Below are 18,572 nucleotides of genomic sequence, written 5' to 3' on the forward strand. Positions count from 1 at the left end.
TCCGGGGCCGCGCGCGCCGGACGCCCTGCAGGTAGAGCGAGAGACCGCGGGACCGACGGACAGAGAGGGTCGCGATGTTCGATCACAGGCAAGCGGATCTGCCCCCCGCGGTCGGCGTGGGCTTCAAGGCCAAGCACTTCGCGGCGCTGATGGACGACCCGGGTGCCGTGCGCTGGATCGAGATTCACGCAGAGAACTACATGGGCGACGGCGGCCGCCCGCTCGCGCAGCTTGGCGCGCTAGCCGAACGCTTTCCCGTCTCGGTGCATGGCGTCGGCCTGTCCATCGGCGGCGCGGGGCCGCTCGACCCCGACCACCTGTCGCGGCTCCGCACGCTCTGCGACCGGATCGGCCCGGCCAGCTTTTCCGAGCATCTCGCATGGTCGACGCATGACACCGAATACCTGAACGACCTGCTGCCCCTGCCCTACACGACCGACACGCTCGCCCGTGTCGCCGCGCATATCGATGCGGTGCAGGACACGCTCGGCCGCCGCATGTTGCTGGAGAATCCGTCGAGCTACCTCGCATTCGCCGAAAGCACGTGGTCCGAACCCGATTTCCTGGCCGAACTCGTGCGCCGCACCGGCTGCGGGCTCCTGCTCGACGTCAACAACGTCTTCGTCTCGGCCACCAATCTCGGCTACGCGCCGGAGGCCTATCTCGACGCTTTCCCCACCGATGCGGTCGGAGAGATCCACCTGGGCGGGCACGAGACCGATGCCGACGACCACGGCGGGCCGCTCCTGATCGACAGTCACGGCCGCGAAGTGGCCGATCCGGTCTGGACACTCCTGGACCGCCTGCTGGCCGCGACCGGACCGCGCCCCGTGCTCGTCGAATGGGATACCGACGTGCCGGACTGGCCGGTCCTCGCCGCGGAAGCTGCGCGCGCGGCGCAGGCGCTGGAGGCGGTTCGATGACCCGCGAGGCCGCCTTTCGCGGCGCGCTGCTCGATCCGCGCGCGCCCGTTCCGGCGGGCCTCGTCGACGGAGCCGGCCGGCCGGCCGGGCGCCGGTATGCCGTCTATCGCAACAACGTCGCCGTATCGCTACGCGACGCGCTCGCGGCCGGGTTCCCGGCTGTCGCGGCGCGGCTCGGCCCGGCGCTCTTTTCCGATGTCGCGCTGGACTACCTGCGCGCGTCGCCGCCCGACACGCCGGTGCTGCAGCACTGGGGGACGGGCTTTCCCGACTACCTCGCCGCGCACCCGCACCTGGCCGACCGACCGGACCTTCCGGATCTCGCGCGGCTCGACCTTCTGATCCGTCAATCCTACCACGCCGCCGATCACGAGGCGGCCGATCCGGCACCCCTCGCCACGATGGACGAGGCGACGTTGATGACCGTTCGACTGCGGCTGGCGCCGTCGCTGCGGCTCTTGTCATCGCCGTGGCCGGTCCTGTCGCTGCGCCGCGTCGTCCTCGACGGCGGGCCGGAGCCGTCCATGGCCCCGGAAGAGATCGTCGTGCTGCGCCCCGACTTCGACCCGGAGCCGCGCGCCCTGCCGGCCGGCGGCGTCGCCATCCTGTCGGCGCTGCGGGCCGGCGCCCCGCTCGGCGCCGCCTGGCAAACCGCCCCCGACACCGACCTCGGGCAGGTTCTCGCGCCCCTTCTCGAAACCCGCGCCATCGTCGCGATCGACGCTTGAAAGGCCCCCCGATGCTGCACCGCCTGCTGTTCCAGCCCGCCGACCGGCACGACGCCCTCCTGCCGCTCCTCGCACGTCTCGTCTTTGCCGCGACGCTTCTGAGCTATTTCTGGGCGGCGGGCCTGACCAAGCTCGGCGATGGCGCGCTCGGCCTCTTCTCACCGTCGACCGGGGCCTATGCGCAGATCTTTCCCCGCCAGTTCGAGGCAGTCGGCTACGATGCGAGCCAGTTCGGCCTGTGGCACTGGGCGGTGACAGTGGCCGGCACCTGGGCGGAATTCCTGCTGCCCCTGGCGATCGTCATCGGATTGCTGACCCGCCTCGCCGCGCTCGGCATGATCGGGTTCATCGTCGTGCAGTCGCTGACGGACCTCTACGGCCACGGCGGCATCGAACACGCCGAGACGCTCGGCGCGTGGTTCGACCGGATCCCGGATGCCGCGATCCTCGACCAGCGCGCGCTCTGGGTCTTCCTGCTGCTGGTGCTCGTGGTGAAAGGCGGCGGGCTTCTCTCGGCGGACGCGCTGATCGCGCGCGGACGCCCCGGCGCCACCGCGCCACGCCCGGCCTAGAGTCCGAGGCGCGATCTCACCTCCGCGTCCCAGCCGAGCAGAAGGGTGCTCTCGTCCAGAGCAATGAGCGGCCGCTTCATCAGCGTCGGATGGTCCGACAGCAGCGCCTCCGGCGCGGCGTCACGTTCGGCCGCGGACAGGCCCCGCCATGTGGTCGAGCGGGTATTGACCAGCGCATCGCCGAACGTCGCGAGCGCGGCGGCGCGAGTCTCGGCCGGCAGGCCCTCGTCGCGCACGTCGACGAACGTCGCCTCCGGCAGCGCCTTGCGCGCCTTTCGGCAGGTATCGCAGGTTTTCAGGCCATAAATGATCATTTTCGCCCCGTTGCCACATGCACAATCACATATCCTTGCGGCGTTGCGCACGCGAGGCTGTTTCTCTTGCTTTTTACAAACTGCATGTAATCGTGTCGGGGTGACTTTCGAAGATACCGGGCCGGACAGGGTCCGTGGCGCTGCCCCGATCTCCTTCCGCCAATCGATTGTGACGCAACGTCCCGCGTATGGAACGCGCGGGCAGGAATGACGACGACAAAGGAGACACGGGACATGCCGAACGGCACCGTGAAATGGTTCAATACCACCAAGGGCTATGGCTTCATCGCGCCCGAGGACGGCGGCAAGGACGTCTTCGTGCACATCTCCGCGGTGGAGCGGTCGGGCCTTACCGGCCTCGCCGACAATCAGAAGATCAGCTACGAGCTTAAGGAGGGCCGGGACGGCCGTATGATGGCCTCGGACCTCAAAACCCTCTGATCGACGCGTCCTGACGATCCGGCGCAGGTTCCTGGCCGGCGCGCGGCTCCCGTGTCGCGGGCGCGTCAGGCGGCTTGCAGCCGCTCGGCCTCGGCCTGCGCGAGCGCGATCAGGTCGCCGACATAGCGCTTGCCGGCGTCGGCCGTGCGCGTCGCCGCGTAGAGCCGGCGGGTGATCCCCGTCTGCGTCAGCGGGCGTGTCACGTAGTCGGAGTTGTATTTCACCTCGCGGACCACCCAGTCCGGCAGGACCGCGACCCCGCGGTTCGATGCGACGAGCAGCAGGATCACCGCGGTCAACTCCGCCTGCCGCACGGCGCCGGGTTCGACCTTGGCCGGCGTCAGAAGCTGGCTGAACACGTCGAGGCGCGTGCGCTCCACCGGGTAGGTGATGAGCGTCTGTCCGCGGAAATCTTCCGCGTCGATCCATTGCCGCTGCGCCAGCGGATGCTGGGAGGCCGCGACGAAGACCGGCGCGTAGTCGAAGAGCGGCGTGAAGGTCACGCCCGGCAGATCCTCGGGATCCGACGACACCACGAGATCGACCTCTTCCTTGAGAAGCGCCGGCAGCGCGTCGAAGGCGAGGCCCGGGCGGATGTCCACGTCCACGTCCGGCCACGACTTTCGGAAGCCCTCGAGCACCGGGAACAGCCATTCGAAACAGGCGTGGCACTCGATCGCGATATGCATGCGCCCCGAAACGCCGGAGCGCAGTCCCTCGAACTCGGCCGCGAGCGCCTCGACCTGCGGCAGCACCTGGTCGGCCAGCCGCAACAGCCGCAGGCCCGCCGGGGACAGCCGCATCGGCTTCGACCGGCGCACGAAGAGCTCGACCCCGGCCTGGTCCTCCAGTCCCTTGATCTGGTGGCTCAGCGCGCTCTGGGTGATGTTCAGGCTTTCGGCCGCGCGGGCCACGCCGCCCATCTCGTGGATGGCCTTGATGGTGCGCAGATGGCGGAACTCGATATGCATGCCAGCGTCCGGCTCATGATCGTCTTGAGATTTATGAGTTTGTCTCACGACAGCCCGCATGGCACAAGCGACGAAAGCCAAAGGAAGGACCCTGTCCGATGCAGCGCCCGGAAATCTCGCTGGAATTCTTTCCGCCGAAATCGCTCGAGGCCTCGTTCCGCCTGTGGGACACCGTGCAGACGCTGGCCCCGCTGGGACCGCGCTTCGTCTCCGTGACGTATGGCGCCGGCGGAACGACGCGCGAATTGACGCGCGACGCCGTCAAGACGATCCACAAGCACTCGGGCCTGCGCACCGCGGCGCACCTGACCTGCGTGAACGCCACGCGGGAAGAGACACTCGATATCGCACGCGACTTCTGGGACGTGGGCGTGCACGACATCGTGGCGCTTCGCGGCGATCCGCCGAAAGGCGAGGATCGCTTCACGCCGACCGACGGGGGCTTTCGCAATTCGTGCGAGCTCATCGAGGCGCTGAAGGCGGAGCGCGACTTCACGATCCGGGTCGGCGCCTATCCGGACGTGCACCCGAACGCCGGGTCGATGCAGGACGACGTCGATTATCTCAAGCGAAAGTTCGACGCGGGCGCGGACGAGGCGATCACCCAGTTCTTCTTCGAGGCGGACACGTTCTTCCGCTTCCGCGACGCCTGCGCGAAGGCCGGCATCGACAAGCCGATCGTGCCCGGCATCTTCCCGGTCGAGAACTGGAAGGGCGCGCGGCGTTTTGCCGAGGGCTGTGGCACCCGGATCCCCGACTGGGTGATCGACGCCTTCGAGGCCGCCGAGCGCGACGGCCGCACCGAGCTTCTGGCGACTGCGCTCTGCACCGAGATGTGCGAGGCGCTGATCGAGGGCGGTGTGGACAAACTGCACTTCTACACGCTGAACAAGCCCGAGCTGACGCGCGACGTCTGCCACGCGGTCGGCGTGACCCCGGAGACTCGCCTGGAAAACGTCGCCTGAGGCGACCCTCCGGCATACCGCCGCAAACGGCGGCTTGCACCTCCCCGCGAAACGCAGGACCGTCCGCGCGATCGAAATCGGCGGAGGGTCCTCATGCGTATCGCGATCAACGGCTTCGGGCGGATCGGGCGGACGGTGTTGCGGCAGGTTCTGACCGGCCGCGGCACGGACGACATCGAGATCGCCTTCGTCAACGACATCGCCCCGCGCGACACCTGTGCCTACCTCTTCCGCTACGATTCCGTCTTCGGCCCCTTCCCCGGCACGGTCGAGACCACGCAGGACGGTCTTCGCATCGACGGCCGCGACATCCCCCTTCTGTCGGAGCGGGACCTCGGGCGCCTGCCGCTCGCGGGCGTGGATGTGGTCATGGATTGCACCGGCACCATAAAGACCCGCGATCAGGCCCGCCGCGGGCTCGAGGCCGGCGCCACCAACGTCCTGATCTCGGGCCCCTGCGACGAGGCCGAGGAAACGCTGGTGATCGGTGCGAACGAGGACCGGCTGGGCGAGGCGCGCATCGTGTCGAACGCCTCCTGCACGACGAACGCGCTGGCGCCGCTCCTGAAATCACTACACGCCGCCGCACCGATCGCCCGCGGTCACATGACGACGATCCACTGCTACACCGGCTCTCAGCCCACGGTCGACGCGCCGCGCGGCGACCTCGCCCGCAGCCGCGCCGCCGCGGTGTCGATGGTGCCCACCACGTCGAGCGCCACCCGCCTCGTCGGGCGCATCGTGCCGGAACTGGCCGGCCGCATCACCGGCGCCGCGGTCCGTGTCCCGACGCTGAGCGTGTCGGCGATCGACGCGGTGCTGACTTTCGAATCTCCCCTCGGCGAAGACCCACGCGCGCTCCTGGCTCGGATCGCCGGCGAGAGCCCGGTTCTCGGGGTGACCGATGATCCCTGCGTCTCGACCGATCTGCGCGCGCGGCCCGAAAGCCTGGTCATCGCACTGCCGGAAACGCTCGCGCCCGATGCGGCTCAGATCCGCGTGTTCGGCTGGTACGACAACGAATGGGGCTTTTCGGCGCGGATGATCGACATGGCGCGGCGGATGGCGGTGCGTCAGGTGGCGACCGCGGCGAGCTGACCCGCCGCCCGCCGCGCCGACGCGACCTCTCCGGCATCGAGAAGCGCCGACACCGCGCGCAGGCCATCGCCAAGGCTCGCCCGGTCCAACGGGCCGCCCGCCGTCGCCTCCTCACGCCGGATGTGCAGCGCCGGCGCGGTGCGCGACCGTGCGCCGAACGCAGTCTTGTAGGGCGCGGCGCCGGGCCCGAAATCGTAGCTGGTGAAGCCGTGCGCAATGGCCCAGCGGATCGCTTCGGCATGCAACAGAACGCCGACCGATGCCGTCGCGCCATCGGGCGCGGCGCCGCCCTCGGTCACGTGTACGCGGTCCATGTCGTGGTCGAGGATGTGGGCAAGCGCACCGAGCGCGGTGTCGCCCTCCCACAGCACCATCATCATCAGCGCATCGGTCCCGAGCGCGTTGGCCAGGACCGCGCGGCCGTTTGCGGCCGCGCGCTCCGCCGCCGCCGGGCCCAGCGCCGCGGCGAGGGCGGCGCGGCGCGGCGCGAGCGCGATGGCGGCGTCACGCTCGAAGCTGTCGGCGGTGGTGATCGTGACGCAGCGCCGGCCCGTGCCGAGATAGCGCCGTTCGAACCGGCGGATGCGCTGCGCGAACGGGCGGCGCGGCGCGGTCTGAAGCCAGGTCTCGTAGCTCTCGGGGAGCGCGAGCACCGGGCGGACCGAGGCCGCACGGGCGGCCGCGTCCGCGTCTTCGACGACCGTGACGGCGCTGGCGTCGAAGCAGGCCGCGAACCGCCGCGCGCGCTCCGGCGCGATCTCGGCCGCGAGCGACAGCGTGGTCCAGGGCCGCGCGGACAGCGCCGCGGCCAGCGCCGCGAGCGCGCCGTCCTCGTGCTCCGGCGCGACGAGCATCCCGGTATAGTCGCTCAGGATCAGCCGCCCGGCGGAGACGAGCACGGTCTCCAGCCGCCCGTCCCCGGCGTTCCAGCGGGCGCGCAGCATCAGCGGCAGGATCGCGACCGCCGCCCCGCCCTCGGCGCGGGCGCGCACGACGTAGACCCGCCAGCGGCCGGGATTGTCCCGGAAAGCACGGTCGAGCCACGCCCACGACAGGAACACGCTCATCTGCGGATCCCGCGCCGCGAGCGCCTGCCAGTCGGGCTTCAGACGGCGGAACGCGTCGTGGGTGTCCACGGTCTCGACGACGAAACTGCCGGAGTGGATCCGGTGAGAGACGTCACCGTCGGAAGATGCGGCGAGGGGCGCGGCGTCAAGCATGGGCGAAGTGTCCGGAACAATCACGAGTTGCGCTGTCTTTCGGTCGGTTCACCCTGCGCTATTGTCCGATTCGGGCAATTTTAGGGATCGCGCTCAGGCGGCGAGACCCCGGTCCATGGCTGTGTCGAGTTTGTCGACAAGCTCGTCGATCTGGGCATCATCGATGATGAACGGCGGCGCCAGCAGCACGTGATCGCCAAGCCGGCCGTCGATCGTGCCGGACATCGGGTAGCAGATCAGCCCCGCCTCGAAGGCCGCGCTCTTGATCCGTGCGGCGAGCTTGCGCGCCGGATCGAACGGCGCCTTCGTCGCGCGATCCGACACCAGTTCGAGCCCCAGGAACAGCCCCCGCCCGCGGATGTCGCCCACATGCGCATGCTGGCCGAACCGCGCCTCCAGCGCGTCGCGCAGCCGGTCGCCCTGCGCGGCGGACCGGGCGACCAGATCCCGCTCCAGGAGCGCCGAGACCACGGCATGCCCCGCCGCCGCCGCGGCCGGATGGCCGATATAGGTATGGCCGTGCTGGAAGAAGCCGGAACCGTCGCGGATCGCGTCGTAGATCTGACCCGAGCACATCATCGCGCCGATCGGCTGGTAGCCGGCCCCGAGCCCCTTGGCGATGCACAGGATGTCCGGGCTTACGCCGTCCTGTTCGCAGGCGAAGAGCGTGCCGGTCCGCCCCATCCCGCACATCACCTCGTCGAGGATCAGCAGAATCCCGTAACGGTCGCAGATCTCGCGGATCCGGCGGAAATATCCCGGCGCCGGCGGCACCGCGCCCGCGGTCGCGCCGACGACCGGCTCGGCCATGAAGGCCATCACGGTCTCGGGCCCGACGCGCAGCAGTTCCTCTTCCAGAGCGTCGGCGGCGCGGCGGCCGTAGGCCTCAGGGCTCTCGCCGTCCTCGCGGTGCCGGTACGCGTAGCAGGGCGCGATGTGACTGACATCGAGCAGGAGCGGCCCGAACTGTTCTCGCCGCCACGCGTTGCCGCCCGCCGACAACGCGCCCAGGGTGTTGCCGTGATAGCTCTGGCGCCGCGCGATCAGCCGGCTGCGCCCGGGCTGGCCGCTCTCCACCATGTATTGCCGCGCGAGCTTGATTGCGGCCTCGGCCGCCTCCGATCCGCCGGAGACGAGATAGACGCGGTCGAGCCCCTCGGGCGCCTGCGCGACCAACAGGTCGGCCAGCGCCTCGGCGGGCTCGGAGGTGAAGAAACCGGTATGGGCGAAGGCGACGCGGTCGAGCTGCGCCTTGATCGCGTCGATCACCGCACGGTCGCCATGGCCGAGACACGAGACCGCCGCCCCGCCGGAGGCATCGAGATAGCGCTTGCCGGCTGCATCGATCAGATAGCAGCCCTCGCCCCCGACGGCGACGGGCGGCGCGAGCGCGGTGTGGCGGGGAAAGACGTGAGACATCGAAGGGCATCCGGTGCGGTTGACGACGCACAGTCTAGGCGAAGCGCCGCGCGGGGTGAATGGGGCGCTGAGAGCGACACGTGCGGCACGCGGGTGCGGCAGGAGCGAGGGGCGTGGGTGGCAGGAGCGAGGGGCGCTGCCCCTCGCGCTCCCCGGAGTACTTGGACCAAGAAGAAGGAGGGAGGGCGGGCCGCGCCGGCCGGGTTGGGCGTCGGGTGTCGGCCGGGTTGGGCGTCGGGTGTCGGCCGGGACCGGGACGGCGGTGGGGCGGATTGGGGACGGGCGGTCGCCGGACGCGAGGGCCTACGGCCGGCGGGCTAGACGGCGACGCCGGGCACCTCGACATGGCGCACGCCCTCCTCGAAGCCGCCCAGCGACTGGCGCCACGTCGTGCCGGGCCAGCGCACCTCCATCTGGCCCCGCCGCGGGCGGTAGACGGCGGTGTAGAGCGTGCCGAAGCCGTGCGCGAAGGCCGTCGAGTAGAGCGGCGGCTTGAGGAAGGCGGAGACGAACTTCTCTTCGGGATCGCGGTGCAACGTCAGGCGCTGCAGCAGGTAGCGCTCGCGCTCCACCGTGGCGGTGAACCGCGCGTGGCTGACCCATTCGACGTTTTCCTGATGGTTCGTCGCCACCGCGGCATGGGTCAGGATCGCCGGGCGGTCGGGCGAGAGCATCGCAGTCACGAATTTCCGTCTCCGGTCAAGCGCGGTCACGTTGTAACTCATGTGCGTGGGGATCCGCGCGAGCGCCGCGCCGGCCTCTTCGGCGGTGGAGCAGGTCTGCAGAACGTAGCGCAGGATGATCGGCACGCCGAACCCCTCGCCGACGATGCGCCGTCCGCCGAAGGTCAGCGACACCGCGAGGCCGGCATCGTTCACGCCGTCGACGAGCCCCCAGAGCCCGTCCGACACGCCCATCACCGTGCGGCCCTGCCACCGCGTGCGCAGGATAAGGCTGTCGAAGGCGTTGGGCGCGTAGTCGTAATTGCGCACCATCACCGGCTCGCGCCCTGGCCAGATCGCCTGGCTGCAGCCCGACAGGTAGGGCGGCGGCGTGTGGAACGACAGGAACCGCGCCGCCTGGTCGCCGCCTCCGGCGAGCTCGCAGAGCCGGTCGTAGAGCGGCACGATCTCGGGCATGTGGGCCTCGAGCGCGCGGCGGCTCTCGAGATAGGTGGGGCGCGCGGCGTCGCCCTCGCGCAGCCACCAGCGGCGGTAGTCGGGCCAGTATTCGTGAAAGAGCGCGGCCCATTTCGGGCCGGGCTCATCCTCGGATATGGCGCGCCAGAGGGGCATGGGAGCCGTGTCTACAGCGGGACGCGGGACCGCGGCAAGAGCGGCCGGTCGCGGCCCGGCCGCGCTAAAGGATCTTGAAGGCCGGATCGGCGAGCGCGGGTCCGGCCTGCGCCACCGGCAGGGGCTTGCCCGCCACCTGGCTCTTGATGCCGTGGATCCACTTCTTGGCCCGGTCGTTCAGCCGGAACGACTTGGTCATCGAGCGGCCGCGGGTGACGAGGATGCCGAGATCGGCGCCTTCGTAGCGGTAGTCGCCGGGGCGGATGATGCGCAGGAAGAACGCCTCGTTCTCGCTCTCCACCGCGCGGCGGTGATAGTCGAAGCGGTCGAAGACCACGCGGCCGTCCTCGAGCATCCGGTAGATCCCGGTTTCCGGCGCCGCGGTGCAGATGTCGACCGTGTCGTCGGTGTGCTTGATGACCATCTGGCTCCAGCTGTCGATATTGTCGGGATCGGCCCAGCGGGCGTTGAGCTCGTCCACGTCCAGCTTGAACTTCTTCTTGGAGAACTCCAGCAGGTGGAACAGGAACAGCGGCGCGTCGGCATGGGCGAAGGCGGCGTGGTTGGTCATCGACGAGGCGCCGGTGATCCGTGGGTTGAGCTCGCCCAGCCAGAGATCGCCGGATTTCTTGTCGATCAGGAAATCGAGTTCGAAATAGCCGCGGTAGCCTTCCTTGCGCAGCTGCTCGCCGAACTTGAAGGTCAGGTCGCGCGCCTCTTCGCGCACCTTGGGCGGGAAAGCCGAGGCGAGGATCTCGTTTCCGCACCAGCCGCCGCGATAGGGCGTGAGTTCCTTGAAGCCAACGAGCTCGGTCATCAGGGGGCCGACGATCGTGCCCTGGTCGGTCGCGCAGGCCTCGATCGCGGAGCCGCGGCAATCGATGCGCCGCATCACCTTGATCTCGCCCTGCCCCACGATTTCGTGCTCGTGGCGACGGAAGTCCGCTTCGGACTTGATGAAGAACGTCGTGTGGCCGCTGTCGCCGAAGGCCGATTGCAGGACGAGGTCGTCGCCGATCCCGGCCTTCTCGGTCACCTTCTTGAGATGCGCGTAGTCCTTGATCTCGCTCAGCGTGTTGGGCACCGACGGCACGCCCGCCTTGTTGCCGACGCGCACCGTTTCGATCTTGTTGTCCATCTTGGTGCGAAGCTTGGCCTTCGGGAACCAGACCTCGCCGCCGAGTTCCTTGACCAGTTCCTCGGTCTTGTCGTCGAACATCAGAAAGACGAAGCGCGGCTTGCCGCCGCGGCGCTTCACGAGATCGATGACCTCCTTGTGGGACAACAGGTAGTTGTTGATGTCCTCGATCGACTGGAATTCCGCGTGCGGCTGTTCGGACGGGCAGAAGACGTTCGGATGGCGGCCGTCATAGCAGTCTATGTAATTGATGTACTTGAAATTCTTCGCCCACTCGTCGATCCCGAGAAGATTGAAGTTGGTCGCCGAGACAAAGTAGATCGGATCCTCGTTGCGGTGAAAGAACCGCCGGATCTCGGAGATGTTTCTAAGTTCCTTGGCCATGGCCGGTCCCTCTTCCTGCTGGCTTATTCGGCCGCGTGGGACAGGTTCGCCCCCGCATGCGTGTCGAGCGCGGCCTTGGTAAAGACGCGCAGGCCCAGATCGGGCCGGTATCCGTGGATCTCGTTGACGTCGAGCGCGCGCATGAAGTCGAGGATCTCGTTCGAGATCACCTGACCGGGCACGAGGATCGGGAAGCCGGGCGGATAGGGAATGATGAAGGACGCGGAGACAAGCTCCTCGCCGCGCTCCATCGCCGCCTTCAGGCTGCCGTCGAGTTCCAGATAATCGCAGTTGTCCTCGTCGTAGGCGAGGAAGAACGCGGCGCGGATGTCGCCCTCGGGCGTTTCGCCGTCCGCGCGGAACGCGTCGTGGAAGCGCGAGAAGTCCGGCAGCGGCGGAAGCTCTTCCATCAGGTGCTTGACCCGGCGCTCGAAGCCCATCTTCTCCATGCGGCTCGCGTCATCGATCAGGTCGTCGAGCTCCTTGGCGATCTCCACCAGAACCTCGATCAGGTAGGCGACCGAGGACCGCGTCGTGCCGATATTCGTCATGAACAGGACGGTGTTGCGCGAGGTCTTGTTGATCTGGATCCCGTACTTGTCCATCAGGATCTGCGTCTTGAACGTGTCGCCGTCCCACCCCGTGCCGCCGACCGACAGCGTCACCCGCGTGGCGTCGAGCACGAATTCGTCGCGATCCCATGCATCCCAGATCTCGGCCCAGCCCTGATCGGTCGAGTAGTAGGCGGTGACGCCGCTTTCGCGGTGCGCCTCGGGGATCATGTCGGCGACGGTCAGCACCTTGAAGTACTTCTGCAGAAGCGGGTGCGTGCCGATCGCGCGGCGCATGGCCATGGCGGCCTCGATCTGGCGCTGGACGAACTCGAACCCCTCCAGCTCGACCTGCCGGCGCCCGACATCGAGCGAGGCGATGATCTGGTAGTTCGGCGAGGTCGAGGTGTGGGTCATGTAGGCTTCGTGGAAGCTCTGCTCGACCTCGCCTTTGAAGTCCTGGTCGTTGACGTGGATCATCGAGCCCTGGCGCAGCGACGTCAGCGTCTTGTGGGTCGACTGCGTGGCGTAGACCCGGACCCGGGCCTTCGGCGGCGGGATCAGGCGCGTGGCCAGCAGGGTCTCTTCGTCGGCCTCCCCGAGCGCGGCCTGCTGTGCCTCGTAGGCGCGGGCGTGCTCTTCGGTGCGCAGGCGGGCGCGCATGTCGTTCGCGGTGTTCATCGCGGTGCGGTGGCGATAGGTCGGGTTGAAGCGGGCGAAGGCGAACCATGCCTCGTCCCAGAGAAAGATGAGGTCCGGCTTGATCGCCAGGCACTCTTCCATGATGCGCTCGACGTTGTAGACGATGCCGTCGAAGGTGCAGTTCGTCAGCAAGAGCATCCGCACGCGGTCGAGCTTGCCCGCCGCCTTGAGCTTCAGGAGCTGGTGCTTGATCTCGCGCAGGGGGACAGCGCCGTACATCGAGTATTCGTTGAGCGGGTAGCTGTCGAGGTAGTTCACCTGCGCGCCCGCCAGCACCATGCCGTAATGGTGCGACTTGTGGCAGTCGCGGTCGACCAGAACGATATCGCCCGGCCGGATCAGCGCCTGCACCACGATCTTGTTGCAGGTCGACGTGCCGTTGGTGGCGAAGAACGTCTGCTTCGCGCCGAAGGCGCGCGCCGCGAGTTCCTGCGACTCCTTGATGGGCCCGTGCGGCTCCAGCAGAGAGTCGAGGCCGCCGGACGTCGCGGAGGTTTCGGCCAGGAAGATGTTCGGCCCGTAGAAGGCCGCCATGTCCTGGATCCAGTGCGAGCGCGTCACCGACTTGCCGCGGCTGATCGGCATGGCGTGAAAGACGCCGGTGGGCTGCTTGGAATAGTTGGTGAGCGCGGTAAAGAACGGTGTCTTGTAGCGCGCCTGCACCCCCCGGATGATGTTGAGGTGCAGCTCCATGAAGTCTTCCTGATTGTAGAAGACGCGGCGGCAGATGCCGAGGTCGAGCCCGGCGATATCCTCGACCGAACGGTCGGTGACGAGATAGGCGTCAAGCTCCGGGCGCACGTCGGCCACGAGGCGGCAGAGTTCGGCGCCGTAATTGTGCGGGTCGACATCCTGCAGGTCGTCGCGTCCCCCCGCCCCGGCGAGGTAGCGCTTCAGCAGCGGCATGTTGTACTTGGACCGCAGCGTGAGACCGGGCCGCACGACGATGGCCTGGATGTTGTGGTTGAAGAGGATCGCCATGAGCGCGTCCTCGAGGCTCGGCACCACCACGCTTTCGTAAAGGAACGGGTCCTCGGGCCTGCGCATCCGCGCCACGTTCGACTTGAGCCAGCGCTCCTGATGCTCGTTGACCTGATCGACGATCAGGACCTCGAAATAGGGCTTCGTCAGCGCGCGCGCCTCGGGCGACAGCATCGCCTCGTCGTCGTTCTCGTCGGGCTCCATCGAGTCCCGGTCGAGCGGGATGTGCCGGCGCCGGTAGGCGCCGGTGGTGAGCGCACGCAGCACCCGGTGGACCGAGTAGGACAGGTCGTCGTAGGCCTTGTGCTCGAACTGCCGGCGCATGTGATCGAAGGCCGCCATGCCCGGGAACGCCCAGTAGGGTTCGATCACCGCGAGCGAGTCGAACAGCGCCTGCACGCGGTCGCGCAGCCTCAGCATCTGACGGTCGTCGGCCCCGCGCGTCAGCGCCTCGGTCGCCTCGCGCAGCGCCGACCAGCGGTCGCTGCGCAACTGGATCGCCGAGTAGTATTCGTTCACGGACTCCATCGCGGCATCCTCCCTGTCATCGGGCGGCCGGTACCGGATCGGACTCCGTGCCGCCGCCTCATCTCGTTCCGGTCAGTCCCTCCGCGTGCTGCGGCGGATACACATCCTTCGGCTGCGGCGCCTCGGCTTCGCTTTCGACATCGACCCGGATCCCCGTCCGCGATCCCTTCTGCGGCATCTCGAGCGGGCCGAGCGTGTGCAGGTAGGCGTCGGCCCCCGCCGCGCGGTCGTAGACCGGGAAATCGTTGGATCGGTCGCGGAAGGACTTGAGCACCTGGCCCAGCCCCTTGAGGCCGGTTTCGCGCTGGCGGCGCACCATGTCGAAATCGACCTCGATCGGGAACATGTCCTCCTGCCCGCCGGACTGGTGCAGCACCATCGACGACGGATCGACGACGCAGGACTTGCCGACACCGCCGGCCCCGAGGCCGTTGACGTCGATCACGTAGCATTGGAACTGCGCCGCGGTGGCCCGCGCGATGGCCAGCTCCGCGTCGCGGTCGGTCGTGCCGGTGAGGACCGGGTGCAGCAGCACCTCGGCGCCCATCGAGGTCAGCTGCCGCGTCGTTTCCGGAAACCAGATGTCGTAGCAGATCGACAGGCCGAAGCGGCCGACCTCCGGCACGTCGAAAACGCAGAAATCGGTGCCCGCGGTGATGCCCTGCTCGTAGGGCCGGAACGGGAACATCTTGGAATAGCGCGCGACGATCTCGCCGTCGGGGTCGATGACGAACGAGGTGTTGCGGATTTCGCCTGCCTCGTTCTTGATGAACATCGATCCCGGAACGAGCCAGATACCGTTGCGGCGCGCCGCCTCGCGGAACTTGTCGAGCGCCTCGTTCTCGTCGGGGAGCGCGAACTTGTTGAGCGGACCGAACGGCGCGAGCTCCGAGAACAGGACCATCTGGGTCCAGGGGAACCTGGCGAGGCAGACGTCCAGACGGTGGATCATCCCGTCGACGTTGGATTGAAGCGGGTTCACGTATTGCTGGATCCCAGCGATGGCGAACGGGGTCATATAAGAAAATCTCCGATGGCGTCGTCCGTCAGGCCAGTGAGCCTGGATGGGACGTGTGCGTCCGGCATTCCTTACGCCCTTACGACCAGGACCGAAACCGGAGACCTGCGGACAACCTTGCCCGCATGACTGCCAACGAGGAAATTCTGGGCAAAGTCGGGATCATGGCTCGCCATCACGACAAGGTCCGCCCCGGTCTCTTCGACCGCCTCGATCACGCGCTGGGTGATGTTGCCCAGCGCGATATGCTGTTCGTGGGGCGTATCCGCGGGCAGACGCTCGCGCGCGAGCGAATCGAGCTTCTTCTTGGCCGCGTCGAGCGCCTGCTCCTCGTAGCCCGCGGGAAAGAACCCCTCGACCAGCGGCATCCCCATGTCGGGCACGACCGTCAGCAGGTGCAGTTCGCCAGCCGAGGCCTTGGCAAGCTCGATCGCCTGCGGGAGGGCCAGCTCGTAGGACGCGGGGTCGTTCAGATCGACCGTCACGAGGATCTTGTGATACATCGCCCCCCCTCCTCACTCGGCCGCTTGCGGACGACGTCCCGCCGATGCCTGCGCGGCGCGCCCGCGCTGCATCCAGACGATCAGGCCCAGGACAAGGAAGGCCGGGATGAACATCAGGTACTTCGACGGCTGCCATTGCGGCTGCAGCACGCGCAGCACCTCCTGATCCCAGTCGAGGCCGGCATCCTGCGCCGCGCTGTCGAACATGACGTCGTCGATGATGAGGCTGTCGCCCTCCTCGCGGAAGATCAGGCCGGCGTTCTCGAGCCGTTCGGCCCCCGTCTCGCCCTCGGGCATGTCGAGAAGCGCGGTGAACTCGAGCGGTTCGCCGATCTCGTTCACGCCCGCGATCCGCAGCCGGAGGGGTTCGCCCACGGGCGTGCCCTCGGCCGCGGCCTCGATGTTCGTCGGCGGCACCGGTTCGTAGGGCGGATAGACCATGTCCATCCAGAAGCCCGGCCGGAACAGCGTGAACGCAATCAGCAGCAGCGCGATGGTCTCGTAGATCCGGTTCTTGGCGAGGAACCAGCCCTGCGTCGCCGCCGCGAAGAGCAGCATGGCTATGGTGGCGATCACGAAGACGAAGATCCCCTGTATCCACGTCACGTCGATCAGCAGAAGCTGCGTGTTGAAGATGAACAGGAACGGCAGCGCCGCGGTCCGGAGCGAGTAGAAGAACGCCACCGCCCCGGTCCGGATCGGATCGCCGCCGGACACCGCCGCGGCGGCAAACGACGCGAGGCCCACGGGCGGCGTCACGTCCGCCATGATCCCGAAGTAGAACACGAAGAGGTGCACCGCGATCAGCGGCACGATCAGCCCGTTCTGCTGGCCGAGCGTGACGATCACCGGCGCCAGCAGCGCCGATACGACGATGTAGTTGGCCGTCGTCGGCAGGCCCATGCCGAGGATCAGCGACAGGATCGCCGTCAGGAACAGGATCGCGAGGATGTTGCCGCCCGACAGCACCTCGACCACGTCGGCCAGCGCCGAGCCGACGCCGGTCTGGCTGACCGCGCCGACGATGATGCCCGCCGTCGCCGTCGCGATGCCGATGCCGATCATGTTCCGCGCGCCGGTCACGAGGCCGTCGATCAGGTCGACCACGCCGTTGCGCGCCGCGGTGGCGTACTGCCCCTGCCCGCGGAACAGCGCCATGAGCGGCCGCTGCGTGAGCAGGATGAAGATCATGTAGGCCGCCGCGTAGAACGCCGAGAGGCCGGGCGACAGGCGGTCCACCATCAGCGCCCAGACCAGCACCACGACCGGCAGGATGAAGTGCAGGCCAGAGCGCACCGTCGGCCCCGGCAGCGGCAGCGTCTTGGCGTCGTCCGACATTTCGGGGATCGTCTCTTTCGAGGCGATGTAGACGAGCCCGACATAGATTGCCGTCAGCAGCACGAAGAGGATCCAGCCCGCGGTGTCGGGAAAGACCGTTCGGATCCAGCCCATGCCGTAGTAGACGATGAACGACAGCGCGCAGATCGCGGCGATGATGAAGGCCATGCCGATCAGCCGCTGGACGATGGGCTTTGGCGTGTACGCGCGCGGCAGCCCCTCCATGCCGGCCTTCAGCGCCTCGAGGTGCACGATGTAGACGAGCGCGATGTAGGAGATCACGGCCGGCAGGAAGGCGTGCTTGACCACGTCGAAATAGGGGATGCCCACGTACTCGACCATCAGGAAGGCCGCGGCGCCCATCACCGGCGGCATGATCTGGCCGTTGACGGAGGAGGCGACCTCGACCGCACCGGCCTTGGACGAGTTGAAGCCGACCTTCTTCATCAGCGGGATCGTGAAGGTGCCGGTGGTCACCACGTTGGCGATCGACGAGCCGGAGATCAGGCCCGTCATGGCCGACGACACCACGGCCGCCTTGGCCGGGCCGCCCTTCATGTGGCCCATCAGCGAAAAGGCGACCTGAATGAAGTAGTTGCCAGCCCCCGCCTTATCCAGAAGCGAGCCGAACAGCACGAAGAGGAACACGAAGGACGTAGAGACCCCGAGCGCAATGCCGAAGACGCCCTGCGTCGTGATCCACTGATGGTTCATCACCACGCCCAACGACTTCGCCGAGTGCGCGATGAGCTGCGGCATGTAGGGCCCGAGGAACGTGTAGCCGAGGAAGACCGTCGCCACGATCATCAGCGCCGGCCCGAGCGACCGGCGCGTCGCCTCGAGCAGCAGCAGAAGCCCGATGACGCCGACGACGAGATCCTGCGTGATCGGCGCCCCGACCCGGTTCGAGATTCCTTCGTAGGCCAGGTAGATATAAAGGGCGGACCCCGCGCCGAAGAGCGCCAGCGCCCATTCCCATGGCGGCACCCGGTCCTTGGGCGAGCCGAGCAGAACGCAGACGATCACCGCCGCGCCGATCAGAAGCGTCCACCATGCCGTTCCGCCCGAACCGATGAAGAAGAGGATCGACAGGATCAGCGGCACTGCCACGCCGAGACCGAGCTGGAACGGCGTACGCGCCGCCGGGAAGGCCATGAAGCCGAGGAACAGCGCGAAGGCGAGGTGGAACGAGCGCGCCTCGGTGGCACCGAAAACGCCGACGCCGATCATGTAGGGCAAGGGCGAGGCGATCCAGAGCTGGAACAGCGACCACGCGAGCGCCACGACCACGATCAGCTTGCCGACCGGTCCGGAGGGAGAGCGGCCTCCCGCGTCGGTCGAGGCGACAAGCTGGTCCAGTTCGTCCTGGCTCATCCCGGCGCGTCCGGAGGCTTCGTTCTCCACGGCCGAGGCCTGGAACTGATCCTTGTCCTTGTCGCTCATCGTCGTGTTCCCTGTCCGTGTCGGCCCGTTGTTCTTGGCG

General features: G+C 68.0%; 16 protein-coding genes. 6 read left to right on the plus strand and 10 right to left on the minus strand.

From position 1 onward, the window contains the following. Window positions 1–74: 74 nt before the first annotated feature. Genes bufB through ROJ8625_RS12520 form a run of 3 tightly spaced genes read left to right on the plus strand, consistent with a single transcriptional unit; the run spans window position 75 to window position 2,223 of the window. A complete protein-coding gene (gene bufB / locus ROJ8625_RS12510) occupies window positions 75–923 on the plus strand; it encodes an MNIO family bufferin maturase (protein WP_085792219.1) in 849 nt (282 codons plus the stop codon). Then, on the plus strand, window positions 920–1,651 hold the full coding sequence (locus tag ROJ8625_RS12515; protein WP_085792220.1) for an HvfC/BufC N-terminal domain-containing protein: 732 nt from the start codon (window positions 920–922) through the stop codon (window positions 1,649–1,651). The genes bufB and ROJ8625_RS12515 overlap by 4 nt, the downstream gene beginning before the upstream one ends. A gap of 11 nt (window positions 1,652–1,662) precedes the next feature. Continuing rightward, window positions 1,663–2,223 (plus strand): DoxX family protein, encoded by a 561-nt coding sequence (locus ROJ8625_RS12520; protein ID WP_085792221.1) that lies wholly within the window; start codon window positions 1,663–1,665, stop codon window positions 2,221–2,223. On the opposite strand, the gene ROJ8625_RS12525 is transcribed toward ROJ8625_RS12520, so the two are convergent. Further along, entirely contained in the window at window positions 2,220–2,537 is a 318-nt protein-coding gene (locus ROJ8625_RS12525) for an ArsC/Spx/MgsR family protein (protein ID WP_085792222.1), read from the minus strand. The genes ROJ8625_RS12520 and ROJ8625_RS12525 overlap by 4 nt on opposite strands. Window positions 2,538–2,771: 234 nt before the next feature. On the opposite strand from ROJ8625_RS12525, the gene ROJ8625_RS12530 reads away from it, so the two are divergent. Next, on the plus strand, window positions 2,772–2,978 hold the full coding sequence (locus tag ROJ8625_RS12530) for a cold-shock protein (RefSeq protein ID WP_085792223.1): 207 nt from the start codon (window positions 2,772–2,774) through the stop codon (window positions 2,976–2,978). Between the two features lie 65 nt (window positions 2,979–3,043). Here ROJ8625_RS12530 and ROJ8625_RS12535 read toward each other — a convergent pair whose 3' ends face one another. Beyond that, the gene (locus ROJ8625_RS12535) at window positions 3,044–3,949 is read right to left on the minus strand and encodes a LysR family transcriptional regulator (RefSeq protein WP_085792224.1); all 906 of its coding nucleotides are present in this window, start codon (window positions 3,947–3,949) and stop codon (window positions 3,044–3,046) included. Window positions 3,950–4,047: 98 nt separating this feature from the next. Between ROJ8625_RS12535 and metF the strand changes: the two genes are divergently transcribed. Further along, window positions 4,048–4,914 (plus strand): methylenetetrahydrofolate reductase [NAD(P)H], encoded by an 867-nt coding sequence (gene metF, locus ROJ8625_RS12540; protein ID WP_085792225.1) that lies wholly within the window; start codon window positions 4,048–4,050, stop codon window positions 4,912–4,914. A 93-nt stretch (window positions 4,915–5,007) separates the two neighbouring features. Then, entirely contained in the window at window positions 5,008–6,012 is a 1,005-nt protein-coding gene (locus tag ROJ8625_RS12545; protein ID WP_085792226.1) for a type I glyceraldehyde-3-phosphate dehydrogenase, read from the plus strand. Here the strand turns inward: ROJ8625_RS12545 and ROJ8625_RS12550 are convergent. The 8 genes from ROJ8625_RS12550 to ROJ8625_RS12585 all read right to left on the minus strand — a co-directional run bounded on the left by ROJ8625_RS12550 (window position 5,988) and on the right by ROJ8625_RS12585 (window position 18,532). Then, window positions 5,988–7,232, minus strand: a complete 1,245-nt coding sequence (locus tag ROJ8625_RS12550) for a GNAT family N-acetyltransferase (protein WP_085792227.1) — start codon at window positions 7,230–7,232, stop codon at window positions 5,988–5,990. The genes ROJ8625_RS12545 and ROJ8625_RS12550 overlap by 25 nt on opposite strands. Before the next feature lie 93 nt (window positions 7,233–7,325). Then, on the minus strand, window positions 7,326–8,651 hold the full coding sequence (locus ROJ8625_RS12555) for an aspartate aminotransferase family protein (protein WP_085792228.1): 1,326 nt from the start codon (window positions 8,649–8,651) through the stop codon (window positions 7,326–7,328). 317 nt (window positions 8,652–8,968) lie between these two features. Continuing rightward, window positions 8,969–9,946, minus strand: a complete 978-nt coding sequence (locus ROJ8625_RS12560; RefSeq protein ID WP_085792229.1) for a C45 family autoproteolytic acyltransferase/hydrolase — start codon at window positions 9,944–9,946, stop codon at window positions 8,969–8,971. Window positions 9,947–10,010: 64 nt separating this feature from the next. Further along, a complete protein-coding gene (locus ROJ8625_RS12565; RefSeq protein ID WP_268794698.1) occupies window positions 10,011–11,495 on the minus strand; it encodes a biotin carboxylase in 1,485 nt (494 codons plus the stop codon). Continuing rightward, window positions 11,492–14,230: an aminotransferase class I/II-fold pyridoxal phosphate-dependent enzyme gene (locus ROJ8625_RS12570; protein WP_085792231.1), complete on the minus strand. Its 2,739-nt coding sequence runs from the start codon at window positions 14,228–14,230 to the stop codon at window positions 11,492–11,494. Before ROJ8625_RS12570 ends, ROJ8625_RS12565 begins: the two co-directional genes overlap by 4 nt. 58 nt (window positions 14,231–14,288) lie before the next feature. Then, entirely contained in the window at window positions 14,289–15,248 is a 960-nt protein-coding gene (locus tag ROJ8625_RS12575; protein WP_085792232.1) for a carbon-nitrogen hydrolase family protein, read from the minus strand. Window positions 15,249–15,319: 71 nt separating this feature from the next. Beyond that, window positions 15,320–15,751, minus strand: coding sequence for a universal stress protein (locus ROJ8625_RS12580; RefSeq protein ID WP_085792233.1), 432 nt, complete (start codon window positions 15,749–15,751; stop codon window positions 15,320–15,322). A gap of 12 nt (window positions 15,752–15,763) precedes the next feature. Continuing rightward, entirely contained in the window at window positions 15,764–18,532 is a 2,769-nt protein-coding gene (locus tag ROJ8625_RS12585) for a TRAP transporter permease (RefSeq protein WP_085792234.1), read from the minus strand. Window positions 18,533–18,572 lie beyond the last annotated feature (40 nt).

The organism is Roseivivax jejudonensis, from assembly GCF_900172265.1.
Taxonomy (GTDB): domain Bacteria; phylum Pseudomonadota; class Alphaproteobacteria; order Rhodobacterales; family Rhodobacteraceae; genus Roseivivax; species Roseivivax jejudonensis.